Below are 13,038 nucleotides of genomic sequence, written 5' to 3'. Positions count from 1 at the left end.
CGACGGGAAAATGAATCAAATAGTCATACGCAAGAACAATGATTCAGGGCCCGGAGTTCAGGGGCCCGGAGTTCAAGGGCCCGGAGTTCAAGGGCCCGGACTTCAGGAGTGCGGTGCGGCACCTGACTCGTCGTCACCGGGGATACCGGACGCGATGGTCGTGCTGGAAGGCGCGTCGCGGTTGATCTGGCGCAGACAGGGCGCGGCGGACTGGGCGCCGGTCAGTCTGTGGCCGTCGGCTGAGCAGGCCCGGTTGGTGTCCGAGCAGTTGGACCGTGGGGCGCCTTTGCTGGTGGTCCTTGAGGCGCGGACCACGGAAGTCTGCCTGCTGCCGGAGGAGTTCGTTCAGGCACCGCCTTCACTGGCCGCGTTGGCGATCTTCACTGACGGGTTGATCGATGTGCGGATCCCCTTGCTGGACTGGCTGCCGGCTGATCTGCGGCGGCGTGGTGAGGATTTCCTGCTGGCCAGTGACACCGTGATCGCCGAGGTGCCCGCGCCGCTGCTGCCGCACCTGCTTGTCGAAGATCCGGGACCTGCGCCGGGGCATGTGCGTTTTGCCCGGCGCTTGTCCTCCGTACCGGTGGAAGGTCACCGGTTGGCCGCCGTTGTCGAGCATGTCTTCGGCGGCTCCCCCCTCCCCTGTGTGGCCTACGGGAAAACTGACAAAGGAATGCTGTCGTGACCGCATCATCAGTTGCATCTGCCGGATCCGCGGAGAAGCCCGCGGCGGACGGGAACCGGTGGTGGACGCTTGTCATCGTGTCCGCCGCGACTTTCATGCTGATGCTCGACCTGACGGTCGTGAACGTCGCGCTGCCTGATCTGCGGACTTCGCTGGACGCTGACTTCTCCGAGCTCCAATGGGTCCTGGACTCCTACGCGTTGACCTTGGCGATCTTCCTGCTGACGGGTGGTTCGCTCGCGGACCGGTTCGGGCGGAAGAAGGTGTTCAACGTCGGTTTTGCCGTGTTCATCCTGGCTTCGCTGGCGTGCGGGATCGCGTCGGGCGTCTGGTTCCTGATCATCGCCCGGGGGGTTCAGGGTCTGGGGGCCGCAGTCCTCTTCGCTGTCGGTCCGGCGTTGATCGGTCAGGAGTTCCAGGGGAAGGAGCGCGGCACCGCGTTCGGTGTGTTCGGTGGTGTGGCCGGTCTGGCGATCGCTTTCGGCCCGATCATCGGCGGTGGGCTCACGGACGGGCTCAGCTGGCGGTGGATCTTCCTGGTGAACGTGCCGATCGGGATCGCCGCTCTTGCTGTCAGCGCCCTGCGGGTCCACGAGTCCCGGGATCTCCAGGCCCGGCGTGCGGACTGGCCGGGGCTGGCCGCGTTCTCCTTCGCTGTGGGGCTGCTCGTGCTGGGCTTCCTCCGCGGCGAGGCGGACGGGTGGGGCAGTCCACTGATCATCGGCATGTTCTTCGCGTCAGCTGTGCTCTTCGTCGTCTTCTGGGCGGTCGAACGTCGGCAGGGCGATGCGGCGATGCTCGACCTGTCGTTGTTCCAGAACGTCACCTTCAACGGGATTTCACTGGTCGCGCTGTTGTGCGCGGCGGCGACGATGTCCGCGATCTTCTTGGAGATCTCGTTCATGCAGAACGTCCTGGGCTACTCCCCGTGGGAGGCCGGGGTGCGGTTCCTGCCGATGACGTTGATGCTGTTCGTCGCCGCCGCGGTGTCCGGCGCCGTGGCCGCCAAGGTTCCGCAGCGGCTCCTGGTCGGGTTCGCCCTGGCCTCCATCTCGGTGGGGCTCGCGCTGATCGTCCTGGTCGACACGGACAGCAGCTGGACTGCGATGCTGCCGAGCATGCTGATGCTGGGTCTCGGCATGGGGGTGTTCAATCCCGCCCGGGCCTCGTTGTCCATCGCGGTGGCCGAGCCGTCGAAGGCCGGCATGGCGTCAGGTATCGGCGAGACGTTCCAGCAGGTGGGTGTGGCCGTCGGTATCGCTGCCTTCGGGGCACTGTTCCAGTCAAGGGTCACGGACGCTTTCACGTCCTCCGCCGTGGGTGGTCAACTCGGCGATCAGGCAGCGGGGTTCGGTGCCGCGGCTGCGGCCGGTGGCGGCTCGGAGATCGCGAAGTCCGCGCCCGCCGAGCTCGCGACCCAGGTCACACATGCCGCGCGGGCCGCGTTCGTCGACGGCCTCGGTGATGTTCTCCTGGTCTGCTCTGGTGTGGCGGCGGTCGGTGCGCTGGCCGCCTTCGCCTTGATCCGGACCCGGGACCTGCACTCCAGCGCGCTGGTCGGCGGCGGCGAGGCCGTAGTGGCCGAGCCTGCGGTGAGCGGCGTCCCCGCGTAGTCGGGAAACACTTGGGGAACACTGACGGCCCGGTCGGCGATCTTCGCGGACCGGGCCGTCAGAGCTGCACCGTGTCGCGGCTCGGACCTGCCGGGGAGCCTTGCCTGGCCGGGGAGTTCGGCCGTACGGCTCAGCGCGAACAGGTCTTCAGGAAGTCGCCGGCCCTGGTGACCAGCGGTGCCAGGTCGGGGACCTGGTTGTTGTTCAGGGCCTTCTTCATCGCGTCGACCTGGGTGCCCATCGAGTTGAGCGCGTCCTTGGCGTCCTGGGAGTCGACGTCGCCGGCTGCCTTGTCGAGGGTCTTGTTGAGATTGTCGAACGCCTTGCTCGCGGCCTGCGGGTCGTTGAGGACGTTCTGCACGTCGGCGATGTCGTTGGTGATCCTGCCCGCGAGGTCCACGCAGTTGACGGCCTGCTGTGCCTTGTCGCACGCGGTGACGGACATGAGTGCGGCGGCGAGTGCGGCGACGGCAAGGGTGGTGCGCAGGGCGTGGGTGGGGCGGATCATCGTGCTCCTCGAAGTGCCTGGCAGGGCGGTGCCGGGGCTGCGGGTCAGGGAACTGCGCCGACTGTTCAGATGCGCGCAGATGGTCCGACGTTAGCCGAGCCGGACCCGACAGAAGCGGAGAACGCCCGATCATGAGCTGCTGGTTGTCCGTTTGTGACAGCTGATGCAGGAGCGTTACCAACAGGACAAGGGTCGGTGACTGCACGTCACCGACCCTTGTCGTCCTTGTCCGACGGAAGCCGACCGGCCCCGTCGTTGTCGCCCGGCGGAGGTCAGCCGGCGAGTGCGGCCTTCTGCAGGACCGTCAGCTCGGCGCAGCCCAGCGTCCCGAGGTCGAGCAGTTCGTTGAGGAGTTCGCGGTCGAAGGGCTTGCCTTCGGCGGTGCCCTGGACTTCCACGAACTCGTCGTCGCCGGTGCAGACGATGTTCATGTCGGTCTGCGCGCGGACGTCCTCTTCGTACGGCAGATCGAGCATGGGGATGCCGTCGATGATGCCGACGCTGACGGCGGCGACGGTTCCGGTGAGGGGTTCGCGGCTGCCCTTGATCATGCCCTTGCCGCGCATGTGGGTGATCGCGTCGGCGAGGGCGACGTACGCGCCGGTGACGGCGGCGGTGCGGGTGCCGCCGTCGGCCTGGAGGACGTCGCAGTCGAGGTGGATGGTGTTCTCGCCGAGGGCTTTGGTGTCGACGACCGCGCGCAGCGAGCGGCCGATGAGTCGGGAGATCTCGTGGGTGCGTCCGCCGATCTTGCCGCGGACGGATTCGCGGTCGCCGCGGGTGTGGGTGGCGCGCGGAAGCATGGCGTATTCGGCGGTGACCCAGCCTTCGCCGGTGCCCTTGCGCCAGCGCGGGACGCCCGGGGTGACGGAGGCGGCGCAGAGGACGCGGGTGCGGCCGAAGGAGACGAGGACGGATCCTTCGGCGTGGTCCAGCCAGTTGCGCTGGAAGGTCACGGTGCGGAGCTGGTCGGGCGTACGGCCGTCAAGTCTGGACATGCCTCCAACCCTAGGGCCTGTCCCGGGGGTCGGATCCCGTAGGTCGCGCCGGGGGTGTGCGGGTCGGATCACGCACGCGGCGCCGATGTGGACGGGTCGGATCACGCACGCCGTGTCGGGGGCCGTGGGTCAGATCTCGTACGTCGCGTCGGGCCGGGCGAGCTCGACGGGGCCGTCATAGGCCTTGCGGGCGTGGGTGAGGTTGAGTTGTCCGTCGGTCCACGGGGGGACGTGGGTGAGGACGAGGCGGCCGACGTCGGCGCGGGTGGCGTGTTCGCCGGCTTCGCGGCCGTTGAGGTGGACGTCGGGGTAGGTGTCGCGGCCGTCTATGAACGAGGCTTCGCAGAGGAACATGTCGCTGCCGCGGGCGAGGCGGACGAGGTTGTCGCTCTGGGCGCTGTCGCCGGAGTAGGTGAGGACTTTCCCGGCGGCTTCGATGCGGTAGGCGAAGGATTCGACGGGGTGGTTGACGCGGTCGGTGGTGAAGTGGAACGGCCCGACGGTGAAGGTGCCGGGGGTGACGAGGTGGTAGTCGTACACGTCGGTCATGGAGACGTCGTGGTCGTTTCCGTACGCACGTGTCAGGCGTTCCATCGTGCCGATGGGTCCGTACAGCGGCAGGGGTGGCATTCGCCCCGCGGGGTGGTAATTCCGTACGACGTAATAAGCCGCGAGGTCGATGCAGTGGTCACTGTGCAGGTGGCTGAGCACCACGGCGTCCAGGGCGTCGGCCCTGGCCGGGTCGAGGTGGCGGTGGAGTGCGCCCAGTGCGCCGTTGCCCATGTCGAGGAGCAGGCGGTAGCCGTCGTGCTCCAGGAGGTAGGAGGAGCACGGCGAGTCGGGGCCCGGGTAGCTGCCGGAGCAGCCGATGACGGTCAGGCGCACGGGGTTCCTCCAGGGCGGCGGCGGTTCACGCGGTGACGCCGAAGGGGTCGACGTGGACGAGTTCGGGGCCGAGGAAGCGGCGGCCGGTTTCGCGGAACTGGGCGGGGTCGCCGGTGGTGAGGAACTGGTGTTCTGGTTCGGGGAGGTGGTCGGCGCGCATGAGGTTGTTCGCGGCGAGGACGCGGTAGACGTCCTTGGCGGTTTCCTCGGAGCTGGTGATGAGGGTGGTGTTCTCCCCCATGACGTAGCTGATGACGCCGGTGAGCAGGGGGTAGTGGGTGCAGCCGAGGATGAGGGTGTCGACGTCCGCGGCGACCAGTGGGTCGAGGTATTCGTGGGCGACTTTGAGCAGTTCTTCCCCGCCGGTGATGCCCTGTTCGACGAATTCGACGAAGCGGGGGCAGGCTTCGGTGGTGAGGGTGATGTGCGGCGCGGCGGCGAAGGCGTCTTCGTAGGCCATCGAGGTTTTGGTGGCGGCGGTGGAGATCACGCCGATGTGGTTGTTGCGGGTGGCGGCTACGGCGCGGCGGGTCGCGGGCTTGATGACTTCGACGACGGGCACGTCGTAGCGTTCCCGGGCGTCGCGGAGCATCGCGGCGCTGGCACTGTTACAGGCGATGACAAGTGCTTTGACGCCCTGGGCGACGAGTTTGTCGAGGCATTCGAGGGCGTACGCGCGGACTTGGGCGATGGGCCGGGGGCCGTAGGGCTGCCGGGCTGTGTCGCCGAGGTAGAGGATCGGCTCGTGCGGCAGTTGGTCGAGGATCGCGCGGGCCACGGTGAGGCCGCCGAAGCTGCTGTCGAAGATGCCGATCGGGGCATCGTTGGATGCCTGGGTTGGTGCGTCCGCCATGGGTTCGAGGGTAAAGGTCCAGACCGTCTGATAGCGGTGTGGTCGGGCCGATTGTGCCGGACGTCACCGCGCGTGTTCGGACCGTCCGCACGGCACCGGGTTTGTTGATCATGATCCGGAACACCCTCGGGTCCCGGATCACGATCAGCGTGTTGTCACAGTGTGGTGCAGCTGTGTCATGCCCAGAGTTGCCCGTGCAGGCGGGCTACGGCCTCTTCGGTGGAGGCTGCGGTGTAGATCCCGGTGGACAGGTATTTCCATCCGGCGTCGGCGACGACGAAGGCGATGTCGGCGGTCTCGCCTGCTTTGTGGGCCTTGTTGGCGACGCCGAGGGCTGCGTGGAGGGCGGCTCCGGTGGAGACGCCGGCGAAGACGCCTTCGTGTTCCAGGAGCTCGCGGGTGCGGCGTACGGCGTCCTCGCTGCCCACGGAGAAGCGGGTGGTGAGAATGTCCGCGTCGTACAGCTCGGGGATGAAGCCCTCGTCGAGGTTGCGCAGTCCGTACACGAGGTCGTCGTAGCGGGGTTCGGCGGCGACGATCTGGATGCCGGGGACCTTTTCGCGCAGGTAGCGGCCGACGCCCATGAGGGTGCCGGTGGTGCCGAGTCCGGCGACGAAGTGGGTGATGGTGGGCAGGTCGGCCAGGAGTTCGGGGCCGGTGGTGCTGTAGTGCGCTTCGGGGTTGGCCGGGTTGCCGTACTGGTAGAGCATCACCCAGTCGGGGTTCTGCGCGGCGATCTCCTTGGCGACGCGTACGGCGGTGTTGGAGCCGCCGGCGGCCGGGGACGGGATGATCTGCGCGCCCCACATGGTCAGGAGTTCGCGCCGTTCCTCGGAGGTGTTCTCCGGCATGACGCAGACGATCTTGTAGCCCTTGAGTTTGGCCGCCATGGCCAGGGCGATCCCGGTGTTGCCCGACGTGGGTTCGAGGATCGTGCAGCCGGGGCTGAGCAGCCCGTCGCGTTCGGCCGCTTCGATCATGTGCAGGGCCGGCCGGTCCTTGATGGAGCCGGTGGGGTTGCGGTCCTCAAGCTTGGCCCAGACCCGGACGGTCTTCGACGGCGAGAGCCGGGGCAGCCCGATGAGCGGCGTGCCGCCCACCGAATCGAGCATGGATTCGTACCGCATCAGGCACCGCCGGCCACGGCCGGGAGGATCGTGACGTTGTCACCGTCGTCGAGCTTGGTGGTGAGCCCGTCGAGGAAGCGGACGTCCTCGTCGTTGAGGTAGACGTTGACGAAGCGGCGCAGGCTGCCGTTGTCGTCGATGAGGCGGGTGCGGATGCCGGGATGGCGGGTCTCGAGGTCGGCGAAGAGCGCGTCGATGGTGGCTCCGGCGCCGTCGACGGCCTTGTTGCCGTCGGTGTAGGTGCGGAGGATGGTCGGGATGCGGACCTCGATGGCCATGGGGTTTTCTCCAGAAGGCAGGGGTGACCGCCGGGCCGTTGGCGCCGGGGTGGTGCGGGGGGGGTCAGCCGGTGGGATTCAGCCGGTGGGGCGGCCGGACCTCGCGGGCCGTCCGGGGGCCGGGCGGCAGGGGTCTACGGCGTGGTGGTTCAGCGACAGAGGGCGCTGGACAGGCGACACAGGTCGACGTGCAGGCGGGCGACGAGCAGCGCGCCGGGAAGGCCGGCCCTGCGGTTCGTCATCTCCATACCTGCACAACGCATATCGTCATGCTAATTCTTCCACCCGCGGGTTCCGAGTGCCGCTCACATGGCGGACGAAACCGTCCCGAATACTGGACTATTTGAAGCGAGAGCCGGATATACCGGGAGTTTTCCGGCGTCCGGCCCTCAGTGGAAGTTCACCCGGCGGCAGTCCGGTCAGTAGGCCTCGACGAAGGTGACCTCTTCTTCGGTGATCACTCCGTCGACGATGCGGTACGAGCGGAACTCGTACGGACCGTCGTCGTTGCCGGTCGCGGCGGTGGACACCAGCACGTAGTGCGCGTTCGGCTCGGAGGCGTAGGAGACGTCCGTACGGGACGGATAGGCCTCCGTGGCGGTGTGCGAGTGGTAGACGACGACGGGTTCCTCGTCGAGGTCGTCCATCCCGCGGTAGAGCTTGAGCAGGTCACCGGAGTCGAACTCGTAGAACGTGGGCGAGCGGGCCGCGTTGAGCATCGGGATGAAGCGCTCGGGGCGGTCGGCGCCGACCGGGCCCGCGACCACGCCGCAGGCCTCGTCGGGGTGGTCGACGCGGGCGTGCGCCACGATCGCGTCACGCAGAGCCGTTGTGATCGTCAGCATGCGGCCCAGCGTACGGGTGGGATGTTTCGCCGGTCCAGGTGTCCACCGCACTCCGGACGGAGCAGTCGGCCGTACGTCAGATCAGGGTCTCCACCAGGGAGTCCTGCACGGCCCCCAGCCAGTGGTAGACCGCGAGCATCGCCAGGCGCGGGTCCTCGGGGTCGAGTCCGGAGGCGTACTCCTCCAGGTCTTCGCCGACGTCGAGACGCGTGCCCAGGGCGAGCCGCAGGTCGTTGAGCGCGCCGAGCCAGGCGGCCGTGCTCTGCTCGTCGAGCACGATCCTGCCGCCGCCCCCGGCTTCAGTCAGGTCCTCCAGGACCGTGCGGGCGTGGTCGCGCTTGCGCAGCCGCAGGTCGTTCTCGGTGTAGCGCCGGTACTCCGAGGCCGCGACCGGGTCGTCACGGTAGGCGTCGGGGAACAGTCGGGCCAGGGCCGGGTCGTCGGGGGTGTGCATAGCCGTGTCGTTGCCGAGCCCGGCGAGGCCGAGTTCGACGGCGAGCGGGTCGGCGCCGGGGGTTTCGTCCGGGGACACGAGTTCGACGAGCTGGCCGCACAGGTTGACGAGCAACTGGGTGTGCATCTCGTCGAGTTCGATATGCGGTCGCTTGGCGCGATTGCGGACGAAGAGGCCCTTCACGGTTTCGAAGCCCTAAGCGGCGCTGCCGGGAGGTCCTGCGGCGTTGAGGTCACAGCTACGCCGACTCGCCGCGTTGCCGGCACCTCGACGCCCGAAACCAGGGCGCCGAGGCACCGCCGCCTTGCGATCCGACGCATCTGCGATCTCTCCTTCATCCGCGCTACCTCCCGGCAGCGCCTCTTACTTGTCGTGTTGCAGGGTGGCCCACAGGCCGAAGCCGTGCATGGCTACGACGTCGCGTTCCATCTCTTCGCGGGTGCCGTTGGAGACTGCGGCGCGACCTTTGGTGTGGACGTCGAGCATGAGCTTTTCGGCTTTCTTCTTGTCGTAGCCGAAGTGACTCTGGAAGACGTAGGAGACGTACGACATCAGGTTGATCGGGTCGTTCCAGACCAGGCAGACCCAAGGCGTGTCGGGGCGGACGTCCGTGTCGGACGCCGGGAGGTCGAGTTCTGCGGGGGCCACACCCATGGGTTCCATGCTGCCAGTTCGGGCGGGACGGGGCGAACGTGGGCCCCAAGCAGGTCTGCGCGCTCCGCTGCCCGCCGGTCCCCGCGCCGGCCACCGGGCGGGACCCGGGAGCCGCGCGGCGCCGCCGCCACGTGACGCCCGGCACACCGCAACACTAATCGTCACTCTGACGAGTAGTGGTGCTATGGTTTTTTTATGAACGACGCGACCACGGCCCCTTCACACGCCGCGCCCACGACGGCGCTGCTGACCGACCACTACGAGCTGACCATGCTCGAGGCGGCGCTGCGCAGCGGTGCGGCGCACCGCCGGTCGGCGTTCGAGGTCTTCGCCCGTCGGCTGCCGGAAGGGCGCCGGTACGGCGTGACCGCCGGTACGGGCCGGGTGCTCGACGCGGTGGAGAACTTCCGGTTCGACGCGGACACGATCGAGTTCCTGCGGTCGGACGGTGTGGTCGGTCCGGCGACGCTGGAGTGGCTGGCGGACTACCGGTTCAGCGGTGACATCCGCGGCTACGCCGAGGGTGAGTGCTGGTTCCCGAATTCGCCGGTCATGACGGTGGAGGGCACGTTCGCGGAGGCGGTGATCCTGGAGACGGTGATCCTGTCGATCCTGAACCACGACTGTGCGATCGCTGCCGCGGCGTCGCGGATGACGGCGACGGCGGCGGGACGCCCGGTCATCGAGATGGGGACGCGGCGGACGCACGAGCAGGCCGCGGTGGCGGCGGCGCGGGCCGCGTACATCTGTGGTTTCGCCAGTACGTCGAACCTGGAGGCGGGGCGTACGTACGGGATCCCGACGCGGGGCACGTCGGCTCATTCGTTCACGCTGCTGCACGACAGTGAGACTGACGCGTTCACCGCGCAGATCACCGCGCTCGGGCGGAGCACGACGCTGCTTGTGGACACGTACAACGTGGCTGAGGCGGTGCGTACGGCTGTCGAGCTGGCGGGTGACGAGCTGGGCGCGGTGCGCCTCGACTCGGGTGACCTGCTGCTGCTCGCGCACCGGGTGCGGCGGCAGTTGGACGAGCTGGGTGCGGCGAAGGCGAAGATCGTGGTGACGTCCGACCTGGACGAGTACGCGATCGCGGCGCTGCGCTCGGCGCCGGTGGACGTGTACGGCGTGGGGACGCAGTTGGTGACCGGCAGTGGGCATCCGACGGCGTCGCTGGTCTACAAGCTGGTGGCGCGGGCGGAGTCGGACGATCCGGCCGCTCCGCTGCTGCCGGTGGCGAAGCGGTCGCCGGGGAAGTCGAGCAACGGTGGCCGCAAGCAGGCGTTGCGGCGGTACGACGGGGAGGGTGTCGCCGAGACCGAGGTAGTGCGGCAGTACGACCCGGCGCAGGTGGTGGCCGCGAATGAGCGTGAGCTCCTGGTGCCGCTGGTCCTCGGAGGGAAGATCGTGGGCCGGGAGCCCCTGGCGGCCGCGCGGGCCCGGCATGAGGCGTCGCGCGCGGAGCTGCCGCTGTCGGCGACTCAGCTCTCGCGCGGCGAGGCTGTGCTGCCTACTGTCTTCGAATAAGCGGTGTCCTGTTGAGCGGTGTTCTGTTGAGCAGTGTCCTGTTGAGCAGTGTCCTGCCGCGTCGATCATGTACAGAATGCCCTGTAAAGATCCCTGCGAGGGGCATTCTGTACATGATCGACGCGGCTGAAACGAAGTAAGGAGTGTCCGGCCGATGACGCGCGCACTGCTGGTGATCGACGTACAGAACGACTTCTGCGAAGGCGGCGCGCTGCCGGTCACCGGGGGTGCGCAGGTGGCGGAGGCGGTCCGGCACCAGGTGTTCGCCAATGCGGCGGACGCCCCGCCGGACCCGGCGCACGCGCGGACCGCGGGGTATTCGCACATCGTGGCGACCCGGGACTGGCACACCGATCCGGGAGCGCACTTCTCGGACGCGCCGGACTTCACGGACACCTGGCCGCCGCACTGCGTCGCGGGCACGCCGGGGGCGGAGTTCCATCCGGCGTTCGCCCCCGCGGTCGCGGACGGGCACGTGGAGGAGGTCTTCTCCAAGGGCGCGCACGCGGCGGCGTACAGCGGGTTCGAGGGTGCGGCGGACGACGGCACAACGCTGGCCGACTGGCTGCGGGCGCGGGACGTGCGGTGTGTGGACGTCGTGGGACTCGCGACCGACCACTGTGTCCGGGCGACCGCGCTGGACGCCGTACGGGAGGGTTTTTCGACCCGGGTGCTGCTGCACTGCACGGCTGGTGTCGCGGCGCAGACGACGGACCGGGCGCTGGCGGAGCTGCGCTCGGCGGGGGTTGAGCTGGTCGGGCGTTGAGCCGACCGGGCGTTGAGCCGACCGGCCACTGAAGGAGCCGGGCACTGAGGCGGGCCGGGCACTGAGGCGGGCTGAGCAGCCGCCGTTTCAGCGCCCGACGACCACCCTGACGGTGTCGCCGGTGCGGGCCTTGCCGTCCACGGCGACGGTGACGCCTGCCTGCGGTACGAGAACTCCGTACGACCTGACCTCAGAGTTCACATAGGCGGGGTCCGAGTCGTCGAACACCGGCGCCCCGGGGAGTTCGTCCCCCACGGCCGACACGGTCTCGTCCGGCGCGCTGAACGCGGCGTCGTAGGTCTGCATCCTGCCGTCGGCGCTCCTGCCGTCGGGGCGCAGGAGGGCGGCCGGGTGGGCGTCGACGGGCAGGAGCTGGCCGTGTCCGGGGTGTTCGGAGACGTCGTTGTCGGGCTGGCCGGTGTCCCACAACCAGATCAGGACGCCGGGTGTGTACGGGAAGTGCGTGATGCGGCCGGCCGTGTCGACCGCGGCGAACGGCCCTGACTGGAGGGCCCGGTCGGCGCCGAGGCGTTGGCGGTTCTCGATGATGTACCAGCGGTCCGCGCCGGTCGGGCCCGGCGGCAGGGGGACCAGGACCGCGGCAGGGTCGCCGATGCTCTGGTTGGGGGCCAGGTCCACGACGGTGCGCACCGCCCGGTCGACGGTCGTATGGTCCAGCCAGCCCAGTTGCAGTTTGTCCCACGCGGTGAGCGCTCCGGCCTGGGTTCCGTAGCCCTGTTCGCCGACGCCGAGCAGCCCGCCGAGGCCCATGAGGGACCAGAAACCGACGGCCGGGTCGCCTTTGCCCGTCCGGTCGTAGAGGTCCGGCAGGCCCAGGCTGTGGCCGAACTCGTGGGCGATGACGCCGAGTCCGGCGTTCTCCGGCTGGAGGGTGTAGTCGCCGACCCAGTAGGGGCTGCTGCCGATGCGGGTGCCGCCGGCGGGGTTGTTCGTGGGGCCGGTCCTGCCGGTCCGGTCGGGGAAGGCGTACCAGCGGTGGGACCACAGGGAGCCTTGTCCCCCGGCACCGCTGCCGGACCTGTCGACTCCCGCGTGTACGAACTCCACGTGGTCGAGGTAGCCGTCGGGTTCGTCGTAGACGCCGTCGCCGTCGTGATCGTCGCGGTCCCAGTGGTCGAATTCGGCGAGCCGGTCCGCGATCTGAGCCGCCGTCAGACCCTCGGCGCTGCGCGCTGTGTACCAGGCGCCCATGGCGTCCCTGACGAGGTCCCAGACTTCACGGCAGACGTTCTTGCCGCAGGAGTTCTTCGCGTACCGCGCCTCGTTCCACGGCACGCGCACCCAGTCACTGGTCTCCCCTTCGACGCTCATCCGGCCGCCGGACTGCTCGCGGTAGTAGGAAGCCAGGGAGTCCTTCGGGCCGAAGAACAGGTCGCGGTAGTGGTCGCGGTCGTAGTCCGGGAGCCACGGGGTGATGGTGTCGACCGCGCGGTCGGGTCGCGGAATGCGTCCGTGCAGGGGGCCCTGGGGCGTGGGCCGGCCGGCCTTCCAGGCGGGGTCCGGTTCCTTGGAGCGGTCGCCGAACTCGACGAGGACTACGAAGACCCGGGCGGTGGCCGGGGGCCGGCTACCGGTCGGTTTGGCCGTGCCACTACGCGAGTCCGGGTCGTACGGGCTTTCAAGTTCGCTGCGTACCGCTGCCTCGCGGCGTGCCCTGCGGTCCTCGGTGAAGGGGCCCGGCAGGTCGTCGTCATGCGGTGCGGGAAGCAGCTGCGTTTCCGTGCGGGCCACGTCGGCGACCCGGTCGTCCTGGGCCGCCGCGCAGCCGACGGCGAGTGCTGCCAGCACGCACAGCCAGCCGGCGGTACGGGTCACCGCACCGGC

General features: G+C 69.0%; 15 protein-coding genes. 4 read left to right on the top strand and 11 right to left on the bottom strand.

Going from position 1 to position 13,038, the window contains the following annotated elements; all coding sequences use genetic code 11:
- Positions 1–160: 160 nt before the first annotated feature.
- Both AC0Z36_RS09220 and AC0Z36_RS09215 read left to right on the top strand, forming a co-directional pair.
- A complete protein-coding gene (locus AC0Z36_RS09220) occupies positions 161–685 on the top strand; it encodes a hypothetical protein (RefSeq protein WP_485462251.1) in 525 nt (174 codons plus the stop codon).
- A complete protein-coding gene (locus AC0Z36_RS09215; RefSeq protein WP_485462250.1) occupies positions 682–2,298 on the top strand; it encodes an MFS transporter in 1,617 nt (538 codons plus the stop codon). Before AC0Z36_RS09220 ends, AC0Z36_RS09215 begins: the two co-directional genes overlap by 4 nt.
- 130 nt (positions 2,299–2,428) lie before the next feature.
- Here the strand turns inward: AC0Z36_RS09215 and AC0Z36_RS09210 are convergent, their stop codons facing one another.
- The 10 genes from AC0Z36_RS09210 to clpS form a co-directional block, all read right to left on the bottom strand.
- The gene (locus AC0Z36_RS09210) at positions 2,429–2,806 is read right to left on the bottom strand and encodes a hypothetical protein (RefSeq protein ID WP_485462249.1); all 378 of its coding nucleotides are present in this window, start codon (positions 2,804–2,806) and stop codon (positions 2,429–2,431) included.
- A 272-nt stretch (positions 2,807–3,078) separates the two neighbouring features.
- Complete coding sequence (gene rph, locus AC0Z36_RS09205) at positions 3,079–3,804, bottom strand: ribonuclease PH (RefSeq protein WP_485462248.1); 726 nt, start codon at positions 3,802–3,804, stop codon at positions 3,079–3,081.
- Between the two features lie 129 nt (positions 3,805–3,933).
- A complete protein-coding gene (locus tag AC0Z36_RS09200) occupies positions 3,934–4,689 on the bottom strand; it encodes an MBL fold metallo-hydrolase (RefSeq protein ID WP_485462247.1) in 756 nt (251 codons plus the stop codon).
- A gap of 25 nt (positions 4,690–4,714) precedes the next feature.
- The gene (murI, locus tag AC0Z36_RS09195) at positions 4,715–5,542 is read right to left on the bottom strand and encodes a glutamate racemase (protein WP_485462246.1); all 828 of its coding nucleotides are present in this window, start codon (positions 5,540–5,542) and stop codon (positions 4,715–4,717) included.
- Positions 5,543–5,718: 176 nt separating this feature from the next.
- Positions 5,719–6,669 carry a PLP-dependent cysteine synthase family protein gene (locus tag AC0Z36_RS09190; RefSeq protein ID WP_485462245.1) on the bottom strand — a complete coding sequence of 317 codons (951 nt, stop codon included), beginning with the start codon at positions 6,667–6,669 and terminating at the stop codon, positions 5,719–5,721.
- Positions 6,669–6,947, bottom strand: coding sequence for a ubiquitin-like small modifier protein 1 (locus AC0Z36_RS09185; RefSeq protein WP_485462244.1), 279 nt, complete (start codon positions 6,945–6,947; stop codon positions 6,669–6,671). The genes AC0Z36_RS09190 and AC0Z36_RS09185 overlap by 1 nt, the downstream gene beginning before the upstream one ends.
- Before the next feature lie 149 nt (positions 6,948–7,096).
- Entirely contained in the window at positions 7,097–7,195 is a 99-nt protein-coding gene (locus AC0Z36_RS09180) for a putative leader peptide (protein ID WP_485462293.1), read from the bottom strand.
- Between the two features lie 171 nt (positions 7,196–7,366).
- Positions 7,367–7,792, bottom strand: coding sequence for a M67 family metallopeptidase (locus AC0Z36_RS09175; protein WP_485462243.1), 426 nt, complete (start codon positions 7,790–7,792; stop codon positions 7,367–7,369).
- 76 nt (positions 7,793–7,868) lie between these two features.
- On the bottom strand, positions 7,869–8,429 hold the full coding sequence (locus AC0Z36_RS09170; RefSeq protein ID WP_485462242.1) for a DUF2017 domain-containing protein: 561 nt from the start codon (positions 8,427–8,429) through the stop codon (positions 7,869–7,871).
- 180 nt (positions 8,430–8,609) lie between these two features.
- On the bottom strand, positions 8,610–8,900 hold the full coding sequence (clpS, locus tag AC0Z36_RS09165) for an ATP-dependent Clp protease adapter ClpS (RefSeq protein WP_485462292.1): 291 nt from the start codon (positions 8,898–8,900) through the stop codon (positions 8,610–8,612).
- 195 nt (positions 8,901–9,095) lie between these two features.
- On the opposite strand from clpS, the gene AC0Z36_RS09160 reads away from it, so the two are divergent.
- Together AC0Z36_RS09160 and AC0Z36_RS09155 are read left to right on the top strand one after the other, a co-directional pair.
- On the top strand, positions 9,096–10,427 hold the full coding sequence (locus tag AC0Z36_RS09160) for a nicotinate phosphoribosyltransferase (RefSeq protein WP_485462241.1): 1,332 nt from the start codon (positions 9,096–9,098) through the stop codon (positions 10,425–10,427).
- Positions 10,428–10,581: 154 nt separating this feature from the next.
- Positions 10,582–11,193, top strand: coding sequence for an isochorismatase family protein (locus AC0Z36_RS09155; protein ID WP_485462240.1), 612 nt, complete (start codon positions 10,582–10,584; stop codon positions 11,191–11,193).
- 87 nt (positions 11,194–11,280) lie between these two features.
- On the opposite strand, the gene AC0Z36_RS09150 is transcribed toward AC0Z36_RS09155, so the two are convergent.
- Positions 11,281–13,029, bottom strand: coding sequence for an immune inhibitor A domain-containing protein (locus AC0Z36_RS09150; RefSeq protein ID WP_485462239.1), 1,749 nt, complete (start codon positions 13,027–13,029; stop codon positions 11,281–11,283).
- Positions 13,030–13,038 lie beyond the last annotated feature (9 nt).

This window comes from Kitasatospora sp. UYEF31 (assembly GCF_057291755.1).
This window is presented reverse-complemented; position numbering and strand designations above follow the sequence as displayed.